This is a genomic window from Leeuwenhoekiella nanhaiensis (assembly GCF_002744755.1).
Taxonomy (GTDB): Bacteria; Bacteroidota; Bacteroidia; order Flavobacteriales; family Flavobacteriaceae; genus Leeuwenhoekiella; species Leeuwenhoekiella nanhaiensis.
This window is the reverse complement of sequence record NZ_KZ319289.1, coordinates 47,361-62,586: the sequence shown is the minus strand read 5'-3', so window position 1 is coordinate 62,586 and position 15,226 is coordinate 47,361. Positions and strand designations below refer to the sequence as shown.

At 41.9% G+C, this 15,226-nt stretch carries 13 protein-coding genes; 4 read left to right on the top strand and 9 right to left on the bottom strand.

Annotated features, from left to right (window positions below):
• Window positions 1-433: 433 nt before the first annotated feature.
• The 6 genes from CJ305_RS06935 to gdhA form a co-directional block, all read right to left on the bottom strand.
• Window positions 434-991 carry a hypothetical protein gene (locus CJ305_RS06935; RefSeq protein WP_099645540.1) on the bottom strand — a complete coding sequence of 186 codons (558 nt, stop codon included), beginning with the start codon at window positions 989-991 and terminating at the stop codon, window positions 434-436.
• Complete coding sequence (locus CJ305_RS19450) at window positions 982-2,781, bottom strand: hypothetical protein (RefSeq protein WP_189319402.1); 1,800 nt, start codon at window positions 2,779-2,781, stop codon at window positions 982-984. The genes CJ305_RS06935 and CJ305_RS19450 overlap by 10 nt, the downstream gene beginning before the upstream one ends.
• 97 nt (window positions 2,782-2,878) lie before the next feature.
• Window positions 2,879-5,284 (bottom strand): TonB-dependent receptor, encoded by a 2,406-nt coding sequence (locus CJ305_RS06925; protein WP_099645539.1) that lies wholly within the window; start codon window positions 5,282-5,284, stop codon window positions 2,879-2,881.
• Window positions 5,285-5,293: 9 nt separating this feature from the next.
• Complete coding sequence (recO, locus tag CJ305_RS06920; protein ID WP_099645538.1) at window positions 5,294-6,010, bottom strand: DNA repair protein RecO; 717 nt, start codon at window positions 6,008-6,010, stop codon at window positions 5,294-5,296.
• The gene (porZ, locus tag CJ305_RS06915; RefSeq protein ID WP_099645537.1) at window positions 6,010-8,277 is read right to left on the bottom strand and encodes a type IX secretion system anionic LPS delivery protein PorZ; all 2,268 of its coding nucleotides are present in this window, start codon (window positions 8,275-8,277) and stop codon (window positions 6,010-6,012) included. Before porZ ends, recO begins: the two co-directional genes overlap by 1 nt.
• Window positions 8,278-8,372: 95 nt before the next feature.
• A complete protein-coding gene (gdhA, locus tag CJ305_RS06910; protein WP_099645536.1) occupies window positions 8,373-9,716 on the bottom strand; it encodes an NADP-specific glutamate dehydrogenase in 1,344 nt (447 codons plus the stop codon).
• 209 nt (window positions 9,717-9,925) lie between these two features.
• Here gdhA and CJ305_RS06905 point away from each other — a divergent pair, with 209 nt between their 5' ends.
• Window positions 9,926-10,732 (top strand): THC0290_0291 family protein, encoded by an 807-nt coding sequence (locus CJ305_RS06905; RefSeq protein WP_099645535.1) that lies wholly within the window; start codon window positions 9,926-9,928, stop codon window positions 10,730-10,732.
• Window positions 10,733-10,742: 10 nt separating this feature from the next.
• On the opposite strand, the gene CJ305_RS06900 is transcribed toward CJ305_RS06905, so the two are convergent.
• Window positions 10,743-11,885 carry a cystathionine gamma-synthase gene (locus tag CJ305_RS06900; protein WP_099645534.1) on the bottom strand — a complete coding sequence of 381 codons (1,143 nt, stop codon included), beginning with the start codon at window positions 11,883-11,885 and terminating at the stop codon, window positions 10,743-10,745.
• A 105-nt stretch (window positions 11,886-11,990) separates the two neighbouring features.
• Between CJ305_RS06900 and CJ305_RS06895 the strand changes: the two genes are divergently transcribed.
• On the top strand, window positions 11,991-12,749 hold the full coding sequence (locus CJ305_RS06895) for a DUF3298 and DUF4163 domain-containing protein (protein ID WP_099645533.1): 759 nt from the start codon (window positions 11,991-11,993) through the stop codon (window positions 12,747-12,749).
• Here the strand turns inward: CJ305_RS06895 and CJ305_RS06890 are convergent.
• A complete protein-coding gene (locus tag CJ305_RS06890) occupies window positions 12,733-13,209 on the bottom strand; it encodes a DinB family protein (protein ID WP_099645532.1) in 477 nt (158 codons plus the stop codon). The genes CJ305_RS06895 and CJ305_RS06890 overlap by 17 nt on opposite strands.
• Window positions 13,210-13,383: 174 nt before the next feature.
• Between CJ305_RS06890 and CJ305_RS06885 the strand changes: the two genes are divergently transcribed.
• Window positions 13,384-13,737 (top strand): arsenate reductase family protein, encoded by a 354-nt coding sequence (locus CJ305_RS06885; protein WP_189319401.1) that lies wholly within the window; start codon window positions 13,384-13,386, stop codon window positions 13,735-13,737.
• 9 nt (window positions 13,738-13,746) lie between these two features.
• Complete coding sequence (locus CJ305_RS06880) at window positions 13,747-14,646, top strand: DMT family transporter (RefSeq protein WP_099645531.1); 900 nt, start codon at window positions 13,747-13,749, stop codon at window positions 14,644-14,646.
• Here the strand turns inward: CJ305_RS06880 and CJ305_RS06875 are convergent.
• Window positions 14,639-15,115 (bottom strand): acyl-CoA thioesterase, encoded by a 477-nt coding sequence (locus tag CJ305_RS06875; RefSeq protein WP_099645530.1) that lies wholly within the window; start codon window positions 15,113-15,115, stop codon window positions 14,639-14,641. The two genes, CJ305_RS06880 and CJ305_RS06875, sit on opposite strands and share 8 nt — an antisense overlap.
• Window positions 15,116-15,226: the final 111 nt, after the last annotated feature.

The following is a 15,226-nucleotide window of genomic DNA, read 5'->3' as shown; positions in this document are numbered from 1 at the left end:
GTTGTTAAAGTTTTTGACAAGTGTAAGTTAAACAGGATTTTAAGCGAAAGGTTATCTATCATTAAACTTAGACATATCCTTCCGACGAAAACATTTTCAACAAAATAATCGCACTATTAAAAAGTATTAAGTGCTAGGCTGATTCTAAATTAATCAAAATTAACTAGCGTAATCTAAATAATTCTCAAAACCCAACCTTCAAGGCCAGGATAAAATTCCTTCCGGGAGCTGAGATTCCTGAAGAATAAGGTCGATAGCGCTGGTCCGTAATATTCTCTAAAGCGGCGGTGGCTTTCCAGTTTTTGGCAATTTGGTATTCGCTATACAGATTCAAGGTATACCAACGCGGCGAATAGGAGCTTAAATGAATAAACGCGCAGCTTGTATTTTAGGAAAAATTTTCGTCAGAATCGAATTTAATTGTTCAATGCTTCTATTCTATCCAAATGTTTCCAATTGCATAAAATTCCCAGTAATTTTTATATTGCTTTTTATAAACTACTAAGTCTCCTGAATATTTCGTTTCTATATAAAACATCGCGTACATCTCCGAGCTATCTATAACAGGTAATGAAATAAAAATCAAGTCATTTTCCTCAGATTCATTGAAATCAAGATTAGGACTAATTATCGACCATTTCGATATTTTATGCGAAACTTTCTCCTTCTCAAGTAAATAGTCTTGTGAATAAATTTCATTGAAATCAATTATATCGTTCGTTTTGCTTAAATGTAAAGGTTTTATCAGCCCTAAATGAAATTCATCAGTAATTTTATACCATTTGTCTGAATTATATGATGTAACTTCTAAAATTTGATTACTAATTTTAAAATCTTTTAAAATATAATCTTGAATAATTTTATTGGATACATTTACCACTAAAGAGTCTACATAATGGCTTCCCGAGGCATTGTTCTGTGCTCTACACGAAGTAACAACTATAAACGAGACTAAAAGTAAAAAACAGAGGTTTCTATAATTTATTGACATACACTACCTTTTGCTTTTGATGTAAATGAATTTTGCGCATCACCTTCTGCAACATTCGCGTCAAATACATTTTTTTGAAAGTCTGTACTTAATGATTGGTAAGCTGGACTTGCTAACATAGCTCCCGACCAAGATAGATAATCATAATAATTAGGATTAATTTGATTATTATCCCAATTTGCCAACGAATTTGAAATAGCATTTACAAATTCTTGCGACATAAGGTTATGCTGTGCCTTATCACTACTAAACCCACTAGCTTCTAAGAGTTTTCTCAAAGATGATGATAAATCCGAAAATGGTTGATCTTGGTATTTATATGATAAATAAGCATGTAACGATTCATGAATTATTGTTCTTGCAATAGCAAGGTCAGTAGCATTATTTATCAAACCTTTGTCTAAAGTAATACGAAAATTTATAATGTACGGATTATTTGGATCTCTTTCAGGTGTTGTCATTGCATTTCTTTTTTGGCCAGCACTATTCAAAGGCAGATATGCAGCGTCAAAAATCAAATTATACTTATTGGAACTATTAAAAATATCTAGAATATGTCCTGCTAGGTTAAGTTGTTCAACTACACTCTGATCCATATCTCCTAAATCCAGGTATGTCTTATCAATAATTAATTTTGAAATAATGCCAGGAGCACATTTCTCTACATCTTTCGTTATAATTATACCTTCTTCCCAGAAAACCTTACCATCATCCATCAAAACCCCTATCGCCTCTTGGGCAAAGTTTTTGGCTTCAATGCCCCATAAATTCTGGTCTAAAAAATTAATTATCTGAAAAGGTAAAAGCCTTAGATTAACATTATTTTGGGTATTCTGCAACCATTCCGCTTGGGTGGAATTGAGATTCAATTCAGTAGCAAGTGTCGCTATCATAGACTCATTAGGAGCAATAATTTCTTGCCAATAAGGATCAGGCTCTAAAGTACTTACTGGTTCATTAGAACCGTCATCAACTGATGGAGTTGACGTAGGAGAAGGAGTTGAAGTTCCACCACCCGATCCGCCACCGCCACCGCCACCGCTATAGGTTGGAATGTACATCCCTCCAGATGATGGGAAATCGCTATTACTTCCGCCACCACCGCCACCATCTGAACTGCTTATCTCAGCAACTACTGTAACTTCTGTACACAAACCCGGGCCAAAAAAGTCCTCGTATCCATCAAGACCATATTCCAATATATACTCAAATTGTGCTGCTGCACAACTCCCTTTATTTGTTGAATTTCGCTTTGTATTTAAAGCATAAGAAGTTTTTATTTTTTCTCCAAACTCATAATAGGAACTGGATTTAAACGCTCCAGTTAAATCATGAAAAAAGATATAGCCATTGAAATACTCTAGACTGGGTTTACCCACATAGGCCAAAGTAACAATTTGCGAAACCAATGTGTCATTGATTGTTGCCGAGGCGATAAAACTTTTAATACGTTTTGTACTGTTAAAATGAACAGGTGTATATAGGACATCTAAATTCATTTCGGGATTGAATTCAGTAGGGAAAGAGCTTTCCCAATCAATACTGAAATTCAAATCACTACCTGTACTAGACTTTGAACTATTTGAAGACTGAAAAAGTTTATTTATGGATGTTTTCGATTTAAAATTAATCTTTACATCTTGAAGGTCAGGAACTTTCAATCCACTCTCAGAAATATCATTTACCACTGCAGTTTCTGTAGAAATAAATTCTTCGTTTTTTTCACAAGAGAAAAATCCTAAAACAAAAACCAGAAAAAAGACCCAGACTAAAACGTAAAACTGTTTCATAACACTTATTTAAAATTATTTGTAGCAATCTAAATAACCTTAACTAATTACAGGGGGGGGGTAAACACCCTTTTTTCGCAGAAAGAGAAAATTTTTTCTAAAACCCAACCTTCAACGCCAAGATAAAATTCCTTCCGGGAGCTGATATTCCTGAAGAATACGGGCGGTAGCGCTGATCAGTAATATTTTCTAAAGCGGCGGTGGCTTTCCAGTTTTTGGCGATCTGGTATTCGCTGTACAGGTTAAGTGTGTACCAACGCGGCGAATAGGGGTTCCCATTAGCGTCAAGTGCGTACAAATAGGCATTGCCTACCTGAGACGGGGCGAGTTCATCAAAATCAAACTGCCCGTTGTAAACTGCAGAAGCATCAAACTTCCAGCGCTTCATGCGGTAAATGAGGTGGGTGTTCCCAAAAGTGGGCGCAGCGTGACGCAATGGAGCCTCGCTGCCATCATCTTCTTCCTGACTGCCATCGGTAATATTGATTTGGGAGGTAAGTTTCAGATTTTTGGTAAAGAGATATTCCAAACCGGCTTCCAGACCATAAACTTCTGCACTTGCCGCATTTTGTATGGCTTGCACCGTGCTGGGCTCACCCTGATAGTCAATCGTGGTTTCGCCATTCAGATTAAAATCGCGGCGCACTAGCGCATTATTCAATTTGGTGTAATAGGTTGCGAAGTCTAAACGCAATTTTTCGCCCAGACGTAAACCGGCGCCAATCTCCACATTATAGGCATATTCCGCTTTTAAATCGGGGTTGGGGACAACAACAGAACCGGGCTCGCTGTCAAAGATTTTCCCAATATCGTCAATATTGGGTGCGCGAAAAGCGGTACCCAGATTGAGGCGTAAATTTAGGGTTTCATTGGTCTGCCAGTTTAAGCCTGCAGAACCCGTGACATTCCCAAAATTCAAATCGGCTTCCTCGAACGGAAAATCATAAAACGCATCGTCAAAAGTAGCGTTTACTAAAATTTGATTGTAGCGCAATCCGGTTTGCAGTGTAAGCGCTTCGGCTATATCGAACTGGCCGCTCACATAAGCGGCAAACGACTGCCAACTCGAATCATCGGGATACCTGCTGGCCGTTGGCGTTTCTGATCCGTTAGTACTATCGGTCTGCTTGCCGTACGAACCAATTCTGTTTAAAACATATTCTAAACCGTAAAACAGGCGATGCTCTCGTAGTTTTTTAGTAAAATCTGCACTCAATGAATAGGCATTTACCTGCTCCTGAGTGGTAAATAAATCGGTTTTTCCGAAATCGCGGTCGTTTCGGCTTTCTTCAAAATACTGAATGGCGGCATTTAATCGGGCTTCATCGTAAAAATCACCATTTCCCTTTTTGTCAATCTGAAAATTCCCCATAAACCAGGTTTGTGGTCCGTAATACCACTCGGCTGCCCGCAACTGACCATCGCGCTTACGGGTAAGGCGGTCGTAACGTGCATAATCTGAGGTCGTGCTGTAATGTAATCCCAGATTAAAATCCCAAACCGCATTAGGCATAAAACGCACTTTTTGAGTCAGGTTCAACAGGTCAAAACCGGTGGGCACCTGCACCAGAGGATTTTCATTTTCAACGACTTCATCCACACCGTTTTGGGTAACCACATATTCCGGTCTCAGGTAGTCGTCGGGCCCGTGACTACCCATTCTAAGATCATCGAAATCAGAATAACTGATGCTGCTTAAAAAAGCCCATTTCTTCCGGCCGATATTGAACTCAACGTGACCCGTTTTTTCGTTGTTTGCCGTGGCATAACGCGTTAATGCCTGCCCGCTGAAACTGGTTGTTTCCTCAAAAGAAAACGCAGGTCTTTTAGTGTAAAAATTCATCACCCCGCCTACCGCATCACTCCCGTAAATTACTGAGCCCGGACCCAGAATAACTTCGGTTTGATCTACGGTAAGCGGATCAATATTGATTACATTCTGAAGATTTCCGCTGCGAAAAATCGCCGTATTCATTCGCACTCCGTCTACCGTAATCAGCAGGCGATTGGTTGAAAACCCGCGTATCATCGGGCTGCCGCCACCCAACTGACTTTTTTGAACGAACACCTGCCCGCTTTGGTCTAATAAATCGGCGGCGGTCTGCGGATTTTTCAGTTCTACATCTTCAGCGTCAAGCGAAATGATTTTCTGAGCCACTTCGCGTTCTTTTTGCTCAAACTTAGATACCGAAAGCACCACCTCGTTCAGCAGGTTTTCGTCATCTGCAAGATAAACCACATTCCCGGCTGCAATGAGGGCAGCTTTTGTCGTTTTTTTGGTAAGGTGCGATACGTGCGAAATAAAAATGGTTTCCCCATTGGTAAATGCCGAAACGTCTACAAAACCCGCTGCGTCAGAAACTGCAGAATGGCTTTTTTCGGTATTGTAAAGGCTGGCATTTTCAATAGGTTCACCGGTTTGAAGATCAAAAATGCGTACTTGCTGGGCAAAAATGCCGAAACTGAAAGAGGTAAAAAAAAGAAGCGTAAAAAGAATCCGCATAGTGGATTTTTAGTTGAACAAGCTGCTTAAAACCGCCAGAGACTTTGGTTTTCTAAAGCCGTGCAAATGTAATTCATAATACGCCAGCAGCATATTTACAAAGCTCGTTCTTCGTTTTTGGTTCAATTTAATCTCAGATAGAGCATCAAAATTTGTACCCAACAAAGCTTTAAGAGTGTCTAAATTTTCTTCGGAAATGCTATAGCGGCTCTCTGTGGTTTCAAAAATGCCGGTCTCGAGATTGAAGTATTCGTATTCAGTAGTAGAAGTGTCGGGGTAAAAACCAAGGTATTTGGTCAATTCCAGCAAAAACAACAAATGAAAATTAGCCGAATGCCCGTGCAGGTCGAGCCATAAGAAAGCGTGCTCCAAAAACGCGTATAACGGCCGGTTTGTTTCTTCTTCCTGAATGGAGTTGCGCAGCATTTCGGAAAGAAACAATACAATGCTCGACTTCAGAATATCGGTGTGCAAACTCACGTAAGGCTGTATGACTTTGGCCTCCCTGATACCCTCTAGCGTGCCCTTGTCTTTGTGCACCGCCACAAGCTCTAACTGCATCGCAGGCTGAAACATCGCGGTGCGCAATTTTCCTTTTTTCGATTTAAGAATACCGCGTAATAAATAGGATTTAAGCCCCGCCTCCTGGGTATAACATTTCACAATAAGGTCTGCCTCCCCGTATTTAAGAGCTGAAATCACCAATGCCTTTGTCGTTACCAGCATCAGCGTATAATCATTAGTTTGACCACTTTCGTCTCCACCGCATCTTCCGCGGTAATCAAAATAAAATACACCCCTGAAGCTACCCTATTGCCTCCAAAAACCGCCGTATCCCACTGAATGCTTCCACCCTCAGAAACGGCTTCGTGCACCAAATTACCGTTGAGATCGGTAATCTTCACATTGGCGCGTTCGGTTAAGCCGTCTACAGTTACCTGCCCGGTAAACTGCGGCCTTACCGGATTAGGAAAAACACGAGCTTCCTCGAGGGTTTCATTAGGTGCCACCGCAAAACCGGAATAAGAAACCAGTCCCAGCGGAGTTGCAAAATAGACTTCGCCACTTTCGTCATCTATCGTGATGTCCTGAATATTATTAGAGGGGAGCGGAGAATTTGATGTATTGAATTGTAATAAGGTTTCCTGACCATTGGCGCTGAAGTAAAATACACCGCTGGAAATGGTTCCCACCCACTTGTTGTTATTGCCATCAACGGCTATAGAACGAATAACCTGATCGTTGAGCAGCTCGACCGCCACACCGTTTTCTTCTATGATTATGGGTCGTGCCTGCAAATCAGGATTTTCAAAGATTTGTCCCGGTGAAAAAAGCACCCGTAAGCCCTGAGCGGTCCCTATCCAGAGACTTCCGTTAGCATCAACAGCAAGCGCCTGCACCGCATTTGAAGGTAAATTTGAACGCTCGGCATCCAGCCGTGCAAACCGATTGGCATCCGGATCATAAGCAATGAGACCGCGGTTTGAAGAGCCAAAATACACATTTTGCTGCCTGCCTATAACGAGTTCGGTGTAGCCTTCAACCATCGGGAAATCGGGAATTAGCTCAGCAATGGAGAAACCCTGAATCTTGTCTCCGGTTTTTCGTGCCAGGGCATTTTCAACCTGGCTGTTGGTCATCCACAGCGTTCCTTCCCGGTCAAAAGCAGCGCCGTTGATACGCACATCGGTTGGGTTGACCGGAATATCACTCAGGCCGGTATTGGTTTCATCAAAAATTTTTACCGCTACTTCTTCGACCACTTCAAGCAAACCCTGATTGTACGAACTTAAAAATACCTGCGAAAAGTCTTCCGGATTGTAGGTGATGTTAGTCAAATTATTAGCGCCCAAAAGTTCGTCATACGGTATATTTTGCCAGCCATTTTCAGAAGTCAAATGCGAAGCGCCGCGCTGTTTTAAGGGAAACGGATTATAATTTGCGGAATAATCCCCGTAAACTACCCAAAGCTGACCCGGTGCCGCTTCAATACTGAAAGGATCGTTGCGTAATGGGCCGTCCGGCAAAATTTGTAAAGGAGCGGAAGCATTTGATGGAACAAGCAACATTCCGCTTTGCGAAGTCCCGGCATAAACCTGACCGTCGCTAAAAAGTCCCGAAGTATAAAGCCCAGGAAATTCAGAAAATAGCGGAATGGTCGCACTTCGCACTCCATTTTGATCGTAGACCAAAATACCATCAGCAAGGCTAATACTCAGATGAGTGCCGTTACTTTGAAAATCAACCGGAAGTGCCGGAAGCGTTTCAAGGGTTGCAAAACCGGTATCATCGAATTCCTGAAGGCTTCGGTCTGTTTTTACTCCCACCAGCTTTTCGCCCAAAACCTGTATCCCTAGCCAACCTGCGGCGTCGAGACGTTCCCAATTGCGAAAATCAATCAAATTTGCGTTTGAGGCATTAGCGCGTTGTAAACCGGCCGTAGGCGAGGCGGCATAAATAAATCCATCAAAAATGGCGGTTTGTGCGATAGGAATGCGAGACCCGTTAGGACCTATAAAATAAGAGTCGTCAAATTCCAGACGTTGCAAATCAAATAAGGAAATACCAAAGCCGCTTGCTATGTAGAGTGTGTTTTCAAATTCCTGAAAGCCGTTGATGATTTTCTCCTGAGGAAGGATTACCGGTTTATCACGTATGGCGACCAGCGTTCGTACGTTTCCATCAGGGAGAACCAGATCCAGAAGTCCCGAAGCATAACCCACAAAGAGAATATCCTGAGCATCCGAATAATGCAAAGCGCTTATCTGCTCGCCCGTAAGCCCATGAATGGTGGAATAGGTTGTGATTTCATCGGCATTAAGGTCGTAACTAAAAACCGAGTTTTGAGCCGCGGCAAAAACCCGCTCACCACCCTGAGTCACCGCCGTGATCGAACTATAGGAAAAATAACCGGTCCAGGAATCTGAATAATCCTGAGCTCTGGCCAGAGTCACCAGTACCAAACAAAGAAATGTGAGCAATTTAGGTTTCATAACCGGTTTTGAAGCAAGCTAAAAGTACAATTTCTGACATAAAAAAACCCCGGGTGCATTTCCCGGGGCTATTTGATTTATGAGCAAGAGTCTGTTTATACGATTCCCTGTGCCAGCATAGCATCTGCCACTTTAACGAAACCGGCAATATTTGCTCCTTTTACATAGTCAACAAAACCGTCTTCCTGCTTCCCATACTCCACACATGATTTGTGAATATCGTACATAATCTCGTGAAGCTTTTTATCAACTTCCTCTGCAGACCAGTTGTAGCGGATGCTGTTTTGAGACATCTCAAGACCTGATGTTGCCACTCCACCAGCGTTAGAAGCTTTACCTGGAGAGAACAAAATTTTAGCTTTAAGAAACACCTCAATAGCTTCGGGAGTACAAGGCATATTGGCTCCTTCTCCTACGCTCATCACGCCGTTTTTAACCAGAAGTTCTGCATCTTCCTTATCCAACTCATTTTGAGTGGCACAAGGCAGAGCAATATCGCATTTTATACCCCACGGCGCTTTGCCTTCGTGGTATTCTGCATCAGGATATTTATCTAAATATTCTTTGATACGACCGCGACGCTCATTTTTGATTTCCATGATGAAAGCCAGTTTTTCTTTACCTATTCCGGCTTCGTCATAAATAAATCCGTCTGAATCAGAAAGGGTCACCACCTTAGCATCAAGCTGTGTGGCTTTTTCGGCAGCATACTGCGCCACGTTACCCGATCCTGAAATCACGATGGTTTTACCTGAAATCTTCTCACCGATATTATTCAACATATACTTGGTGAAGTACACGTTACCGTAACCGGTTGCTTCCGGACGAATTTTAGAACCGCCATAAGACAATCCTTTTCCGGTTAAAACGCCGGTAAATTCATTGCGAATGCGCTTGTACTGACCAAACATATAGCCAATCTCACGACCACCAACACCTATGTCACCCGCAGGTACGTCGGTATTAGGACCTATATGGCGGTACAATTCCGTCATAAAGCTTTGGCAAAAGCGCATTACTTCTGCATCGCTCTTTCCTCTGGGGTTGAAATCTGAACCTCCTTTACCTCCGCCCATAGGCAATGAGGTAAGGCTGTTTTTAAAAACCTGTTCAAAACCTAAAAACTTTAAAATACTCAGGTTTACCGAAGGGTGAAAACGCAAACCACCTTTATAGGGACCTATCGCCGAGTTGAACTCTATGCGATACCCTTTGTTGACCTGAGTTTCGCCATTATCATCTACCCAGGGAACTCTGAACAGAATAGCACGCTCTGGCTCAACCATGCGTTCTAAAAGTTTTTTGCCCTGATATTTAGGATTGTTTTCTATAAATGGAATAACCGTCTCTGCGACCTCCTGAACCGCCTGAATGAATTCGGGTTCATTAGGATTTGCCTTTTCAACAGAGTCGACAAACTTTTTTATGCTATCTGTCATTTTTAAGTTTTTTTAGAAATTATAATTTTTAAGGCTCTAATTCTGCACAAATATATGATATCGTCAAAAATGACCTTCATATTTTTGGATATTCTTAATATTGAAAATCCATTTTTATCAAATTTCAAATAAAAAATAGACGATAAACACAATTTTAGGTTAAATTGCAAGTTTTCCTATATTTGTGCACGAATATTTCCCCAAACCTAATGAATACCAAAATCTTACTTGTGGTATTGTCCTTTTGGCTTTTCATGCCAATCTCCGGTAAAGCACAATTGGGCTTTTCACATGAGGTGGGGATTATTGCCGGACCCTTATTGTTTCAATCTGACTTTGGACTGCGAAATGATTATGATACCAACATCAACAATCAGGGTGTGGGTGTTGGGATTGTGCATTATATGAACTTTGCTTATCGCGCTGACTGTAACTGCTACTCACGCGACACCTATTTTAATGATCACTTTAAGCTGCGTTCTGAAGCCGATTTGCATTATACTGAATTTACCCATGAGGGTTATGAGTCTGAGAAACAATCTTTAGGAGGTTTACAATTACGCTCCCACACCGGAAGCTCCTTGGTTTTTGAGCTGGGGATGCAACTGGAGTACTTTCCGCTGAGCATTAGAGATTTTCAGGCAGGGGCTTATAAAGTAGCACCTTATATCTCCTTAGGAGCACATTACGTGGGCTACCAGCCTAAATATAAATCGAGCCTTGATACTCCCGGGGCACTACCCGAGGATATTTATTTTAATCCATTTCTGGTAGGAGATGGAGAGTTAGGCGGTTTAGATGACAGCCCCGGCAATACCTGGGCGATAACAAGCAGTGTAGGTATACGTTATAAATTGAATGTTTTAAGCGACATCAACCTGGAGTTGCGCTATCACCGGTATTTTTCAAACTGGGTAGATGGTCTCAATCCTGACCCCCAATTTTATCCTCCGAATAAATACGACGACTCTATCGTATGGCTCAATGTAGGCTATATCTACTACCTCAACTTCTGATAAACTGCTCTTAACCTAAAGCCTGCTTTAAATCTTCTAAAAGATCTTCTGCATCTTCAATACCTACACTCAGACGAATGAGTGAATCTTTAATTCCGGTTTTTTGACGTTCTTCTTTAGGAATACTGGCGTGTGTCATACTTGCCGGATGGCCCGCAAGACTTTCAACCCCACCTAAACTTTCAGCAAGGGTAAATACTTTTAACTTTTCAACAACCTCAACCGCTCCCTGAAGCGAATCATTTTTAGTTGTAAAAGAAACCATTCCCCCAAAATCTTTCATTTGCTTTTTAGCCACATCGTGATTGGGATGATCTTCAAAACCGGGCCAGTAGACCTTGTCAACTTTGGGATGGCTCTTTAAGAAGTGTGCGACGGCTTTGCCATTCTCACAATGTCTTTGCAGACGCACGTGTAAGGTTTTAATTCCGCGAAGCGCAAGAAAACTATCCTGTGGGCCACAAACGGCACCGCTTGCATTTTGAATAAAATACAATTTATCTGCCAATTCCTTATCCCGAACAACCAGACCTCCCATCACCAGGTCGCTATGACCGCCCAGGTATTTAGTCACACTGTGCATCACGATATCTGCACCTAAATCTAAAGGCTGCTGCAAATAGGGTGTTGCAAAGGTATTATCAACCGCAAGGAGCAGATTGTGTGCTTTAGCCACTTTAGAGACGGCTTCAATATCTATAATATTCATCATCGGGTTAGTAGGAGTCTCTACCCAAATGAGTTTGGTTTTATCGGTTATTGCAGCTTCAATTTTTGAAGTATCCTGCATAGCTACAAAATGGAATTTCAGACCAAAATCTTCAAAAATTTTGGTAAACAAACGATACGAACCTCCGTATAAGTCGTTAGTTGAAATGATTTCGTCTCCCGGTTTAAACAGTTTCAACACTGCATCAATAGCGGCAAGACCCGAACCAAAAGCAAGACCAAACTCGCCGTTTTCAATACTAGCCAATGCATCTTCAAGAGCTTTACGCGTGGGGTTTCCGCTACGCGAATACTCAAAACCTTTATGCCCACCCGGAGTCGTCTGGCTGTAGGTTGAAGTTTGATATATAGGAGGCATTACACTTCCGTAAGCGGGATCTGTATTGTGTTGTCCTCCGTGAATGGTTTTGGTATTGAATTTCATATCCTCTAAAATTTCAGTATCTAGCACGTAAATGTAGGAAGCCCAAGCTCCATTCCCAAAATTGGGTGTACCTTTATTTTATGTTTAACACGAAATAAATCTGGTTTGAAAAAAGTAAGTCTGATCCTGAGTTTTTTTATGATTTTAGTTGCCTGTAAGAAAGAAGAGGCCAAGCTAACCTATGATTTAAAGGTTATCAAAACCGAAAATTTGGCTCTTTGCGATACCGGTTTGTGTCCGGATATCTCCATTGACCGGGTAACCATGGGCGGCGGTGCTTTTGCAGACACCATCAATAAGGCTGTAGACCAACACCTCGTTGATTTACTTATTATGGACCCTGACGAAGCTAAAAAATCACATACCCTGGATGAGGCGCTTGAAAATTTTGTACAGAATTACCGGGTTTATCGAAATGATTTCCCTGACGCCATTCCCGAATATGAGGTAAACAGCACCTGTTCTATTGGTTTTGACAACGGCAAGATACTCTGCCTGACTTTTGATGATTACACGTATTACGGGGGTGCTCACGGATACGGCAGCACCCATTTTCTTAATTTTGACAAAGATTTACAACAGGTTCTTAGCCCCGAAATGCTCTTTCAGGATCTAGAAGGTTTTAAGCGTTTAGCTGAAAAACGTTTCAGAAGTCAATACCAGCTGCAGCCTGAGGAAGATTTAAGCGAAACCGGTTATTTCTTTGCCGAAGACACCTTTACGTTGCCTCAAAACATCGGTTTTAAAAACGAGCAACTCATTCTGCTCTACAATCCGTATGAAATTGCCTCTTACGCAGACGGGCAACTGATCCTGAAGTTTGATCTTGCTGAGGTTAAAGACTTTCTTAAACCAAACCTATAGCGTGGCGTAAAGCCAGTACAGACCCCAAGTGGATGCCTTCGTGAAAGTTATTGTAGGCAATAGCCTCGTCAACATTAGTCAGCGTGCTGTCCATAGACGTGGTGATGCTGTTGTAGGTTTTAAACGTACCGGCTTCGTAATCTTTTTTGGTTTGATCTAGCGTGCTAAAAAGCAGTTCCCTGATTTCATCAACTTCGGCCTGAGTGACATCGCCTTCGGGCTTTGTGCCTTTTCTGTAGGCATTTATGATTGCATCTGAAACCAAAGCCGGAACCTCTGAAAATTTATACACCAAAATCTGCTGGGTAGCCACAAGATGCGCGATATTCCAAAAGATATTGTTGTTATAACCTTCGGGTATTTTATTGAGATCTTCTAGAGAAATGTTTTCCAGGTAATTTTTAAGGATCGCACGGGTTTTATAGGTGTTTGTAAGGGTGAAATCGAGAATTGGAGTCATAGTTTTAATTTGGAAAAATCTACCTCGGGACAAGCCTTCGGGGTCGTTGTTGGGAACCATTTTTAAATTTTAAGACAAGCCTCAGACATTATACCTTTGGCTACGCCGATAAAAGTACCGTTTTAGCCCAAAATGCGATTACTTTGCAGAGCAGAAATTCTAAAAAATTGAGTTTTGAAAAAAATATATTACCTCTCAACCTGTGATACCTGTACCCGTATTATGAAGGAAATCGAATTGCCTTCGGCCTTTATACAGCAGGACATTAAAACAGACCCGCTTACCGAAGAACAACTTGACGAGCTTTACAACCTTAGCGGAAGCTACGAAGCGCTTTTCAACAAACGCGCCCGTCTCTACCGCGAGCGCGGCCTCAACAATGAGCCGCTTGATGAAGAGAAGTATGCCGAATTGATTCTGGAGCATTATACCTTTCTCAAAAGACCGGTAATTGTAAACAACGATCAGATTTTTATAGGTAACAGTAAAAAAACGGTTGAAGCGGCCAAAGAAGCCATCCACAATTAAGCCCCGGCTATGAGCAAACGCACGCTGGCGCTCGTCGCAGCAACCCTGGCCGGAACGATCTACGGTATCAACCACACGCTGGCCAAAGGCGTTATGCCTCAGTTTATAAGTCCGTTTGGGTTTATTTTACTTAGGGTTTTGGGAGCTTCGGTCCTGTTCTGGATTGTAAGTCTGTTTACCAAATCGGAAAAAATTGACCGCAGCGATTACTGGCGCCTGCTGGGCTGCGCCTTTTTTGGCATGTTTATCAATATGCTAGCCTTTTTTACCGGTTTACAGCTTTCTACACCGGTTAACAGTTCGGTCATCATCACGCTCAGCCCCGTAATTTTGCTGGTGCTTTCGGCGCTATTTCTAAAAGAAAAAATTTCCGCTTTAAAGATTCTGGGTATCGCGATTGGTATGCTTGGGGCTTTGGTTTTGGTACTTTTTGGCGCTTCAACCCAGCAAAACGCACCAAATATTCCACTGGGGAATATTATGTTTTTGATCAACAGTTCGGCTTATGCCGTGTATCTGGTTTTGATTAAACCACTCACCAAAAAGTACAACACGGTCACGATGATGAAGTGGTTGTTTCTAACCGGTGTCTTCTTAAACCTTCCGTTTACCTATGGCGATTTTGCCGCGGTAGACTGGTTAAATCTACCAGCCTGGGCAATCTGGGTTATGATATTTGTGGTGGTAGGGACTACGTTTTCAACCTATTTCCTCAATCTGTATGCCTTGCGAACGCTAAAAGCTTCTACAGTAGGTGCCTTTATTTATCTGCAACCGCTTATTGCTGTGCTCTTTGCTGTTCTTACAGGCGCAGACCGAATCACTCCGGTACGTTTAATCGCCGGTCTGATGATTTTTACAGGCGTTTACCTTTCGACACGCACAAAAAAGACCGCCAAAACTAGCTAAGATCCTGTGGCTTTTTGCCGTATTTACGGGTATCTTCTTTGGTAAGGGTTCTAAAATCTTCGGTATGCTCTAAGGAAGATAGGTTTTTGAACAGCTCTTCCGGAAGTGCGGTAAGTTTACGTTCCTTAAGATCAATCCAGGCGCCCATCATTTCGCAGCTTGCAAAATTTCGACCTTTTTGATCGTAAAAATTGTGTACAAATTCAAAATACATTCCATCTTCAGCGAGGCCTTTTAATTGCAAAGACACCTTTACAGGCTTACCCGCAAACACTTCCTTGAAATAATACATATGCTCGTAAAACACAACGGGCCCTATGTTATGCTTAGCCATTTCCTCCTGTCCAAAACCGTTTTCCATTAAAAAAGCCATACGAGTATGACTCATAAAATTGATGTAAGCACTGTTGGCCAGATGGCGGTTAGCATCTATATCACTCCAGCGTATTTCAAATTCTTTGGTGTACATAAGCTCAATTTAGATTGCAAAATTACATAATATCTTGTGCGCGCATAAGACTTTACAAAAACCTTAATAGTCGAGAAAACCTCCCAATTGTGATATTTAGGGTATCTTCGA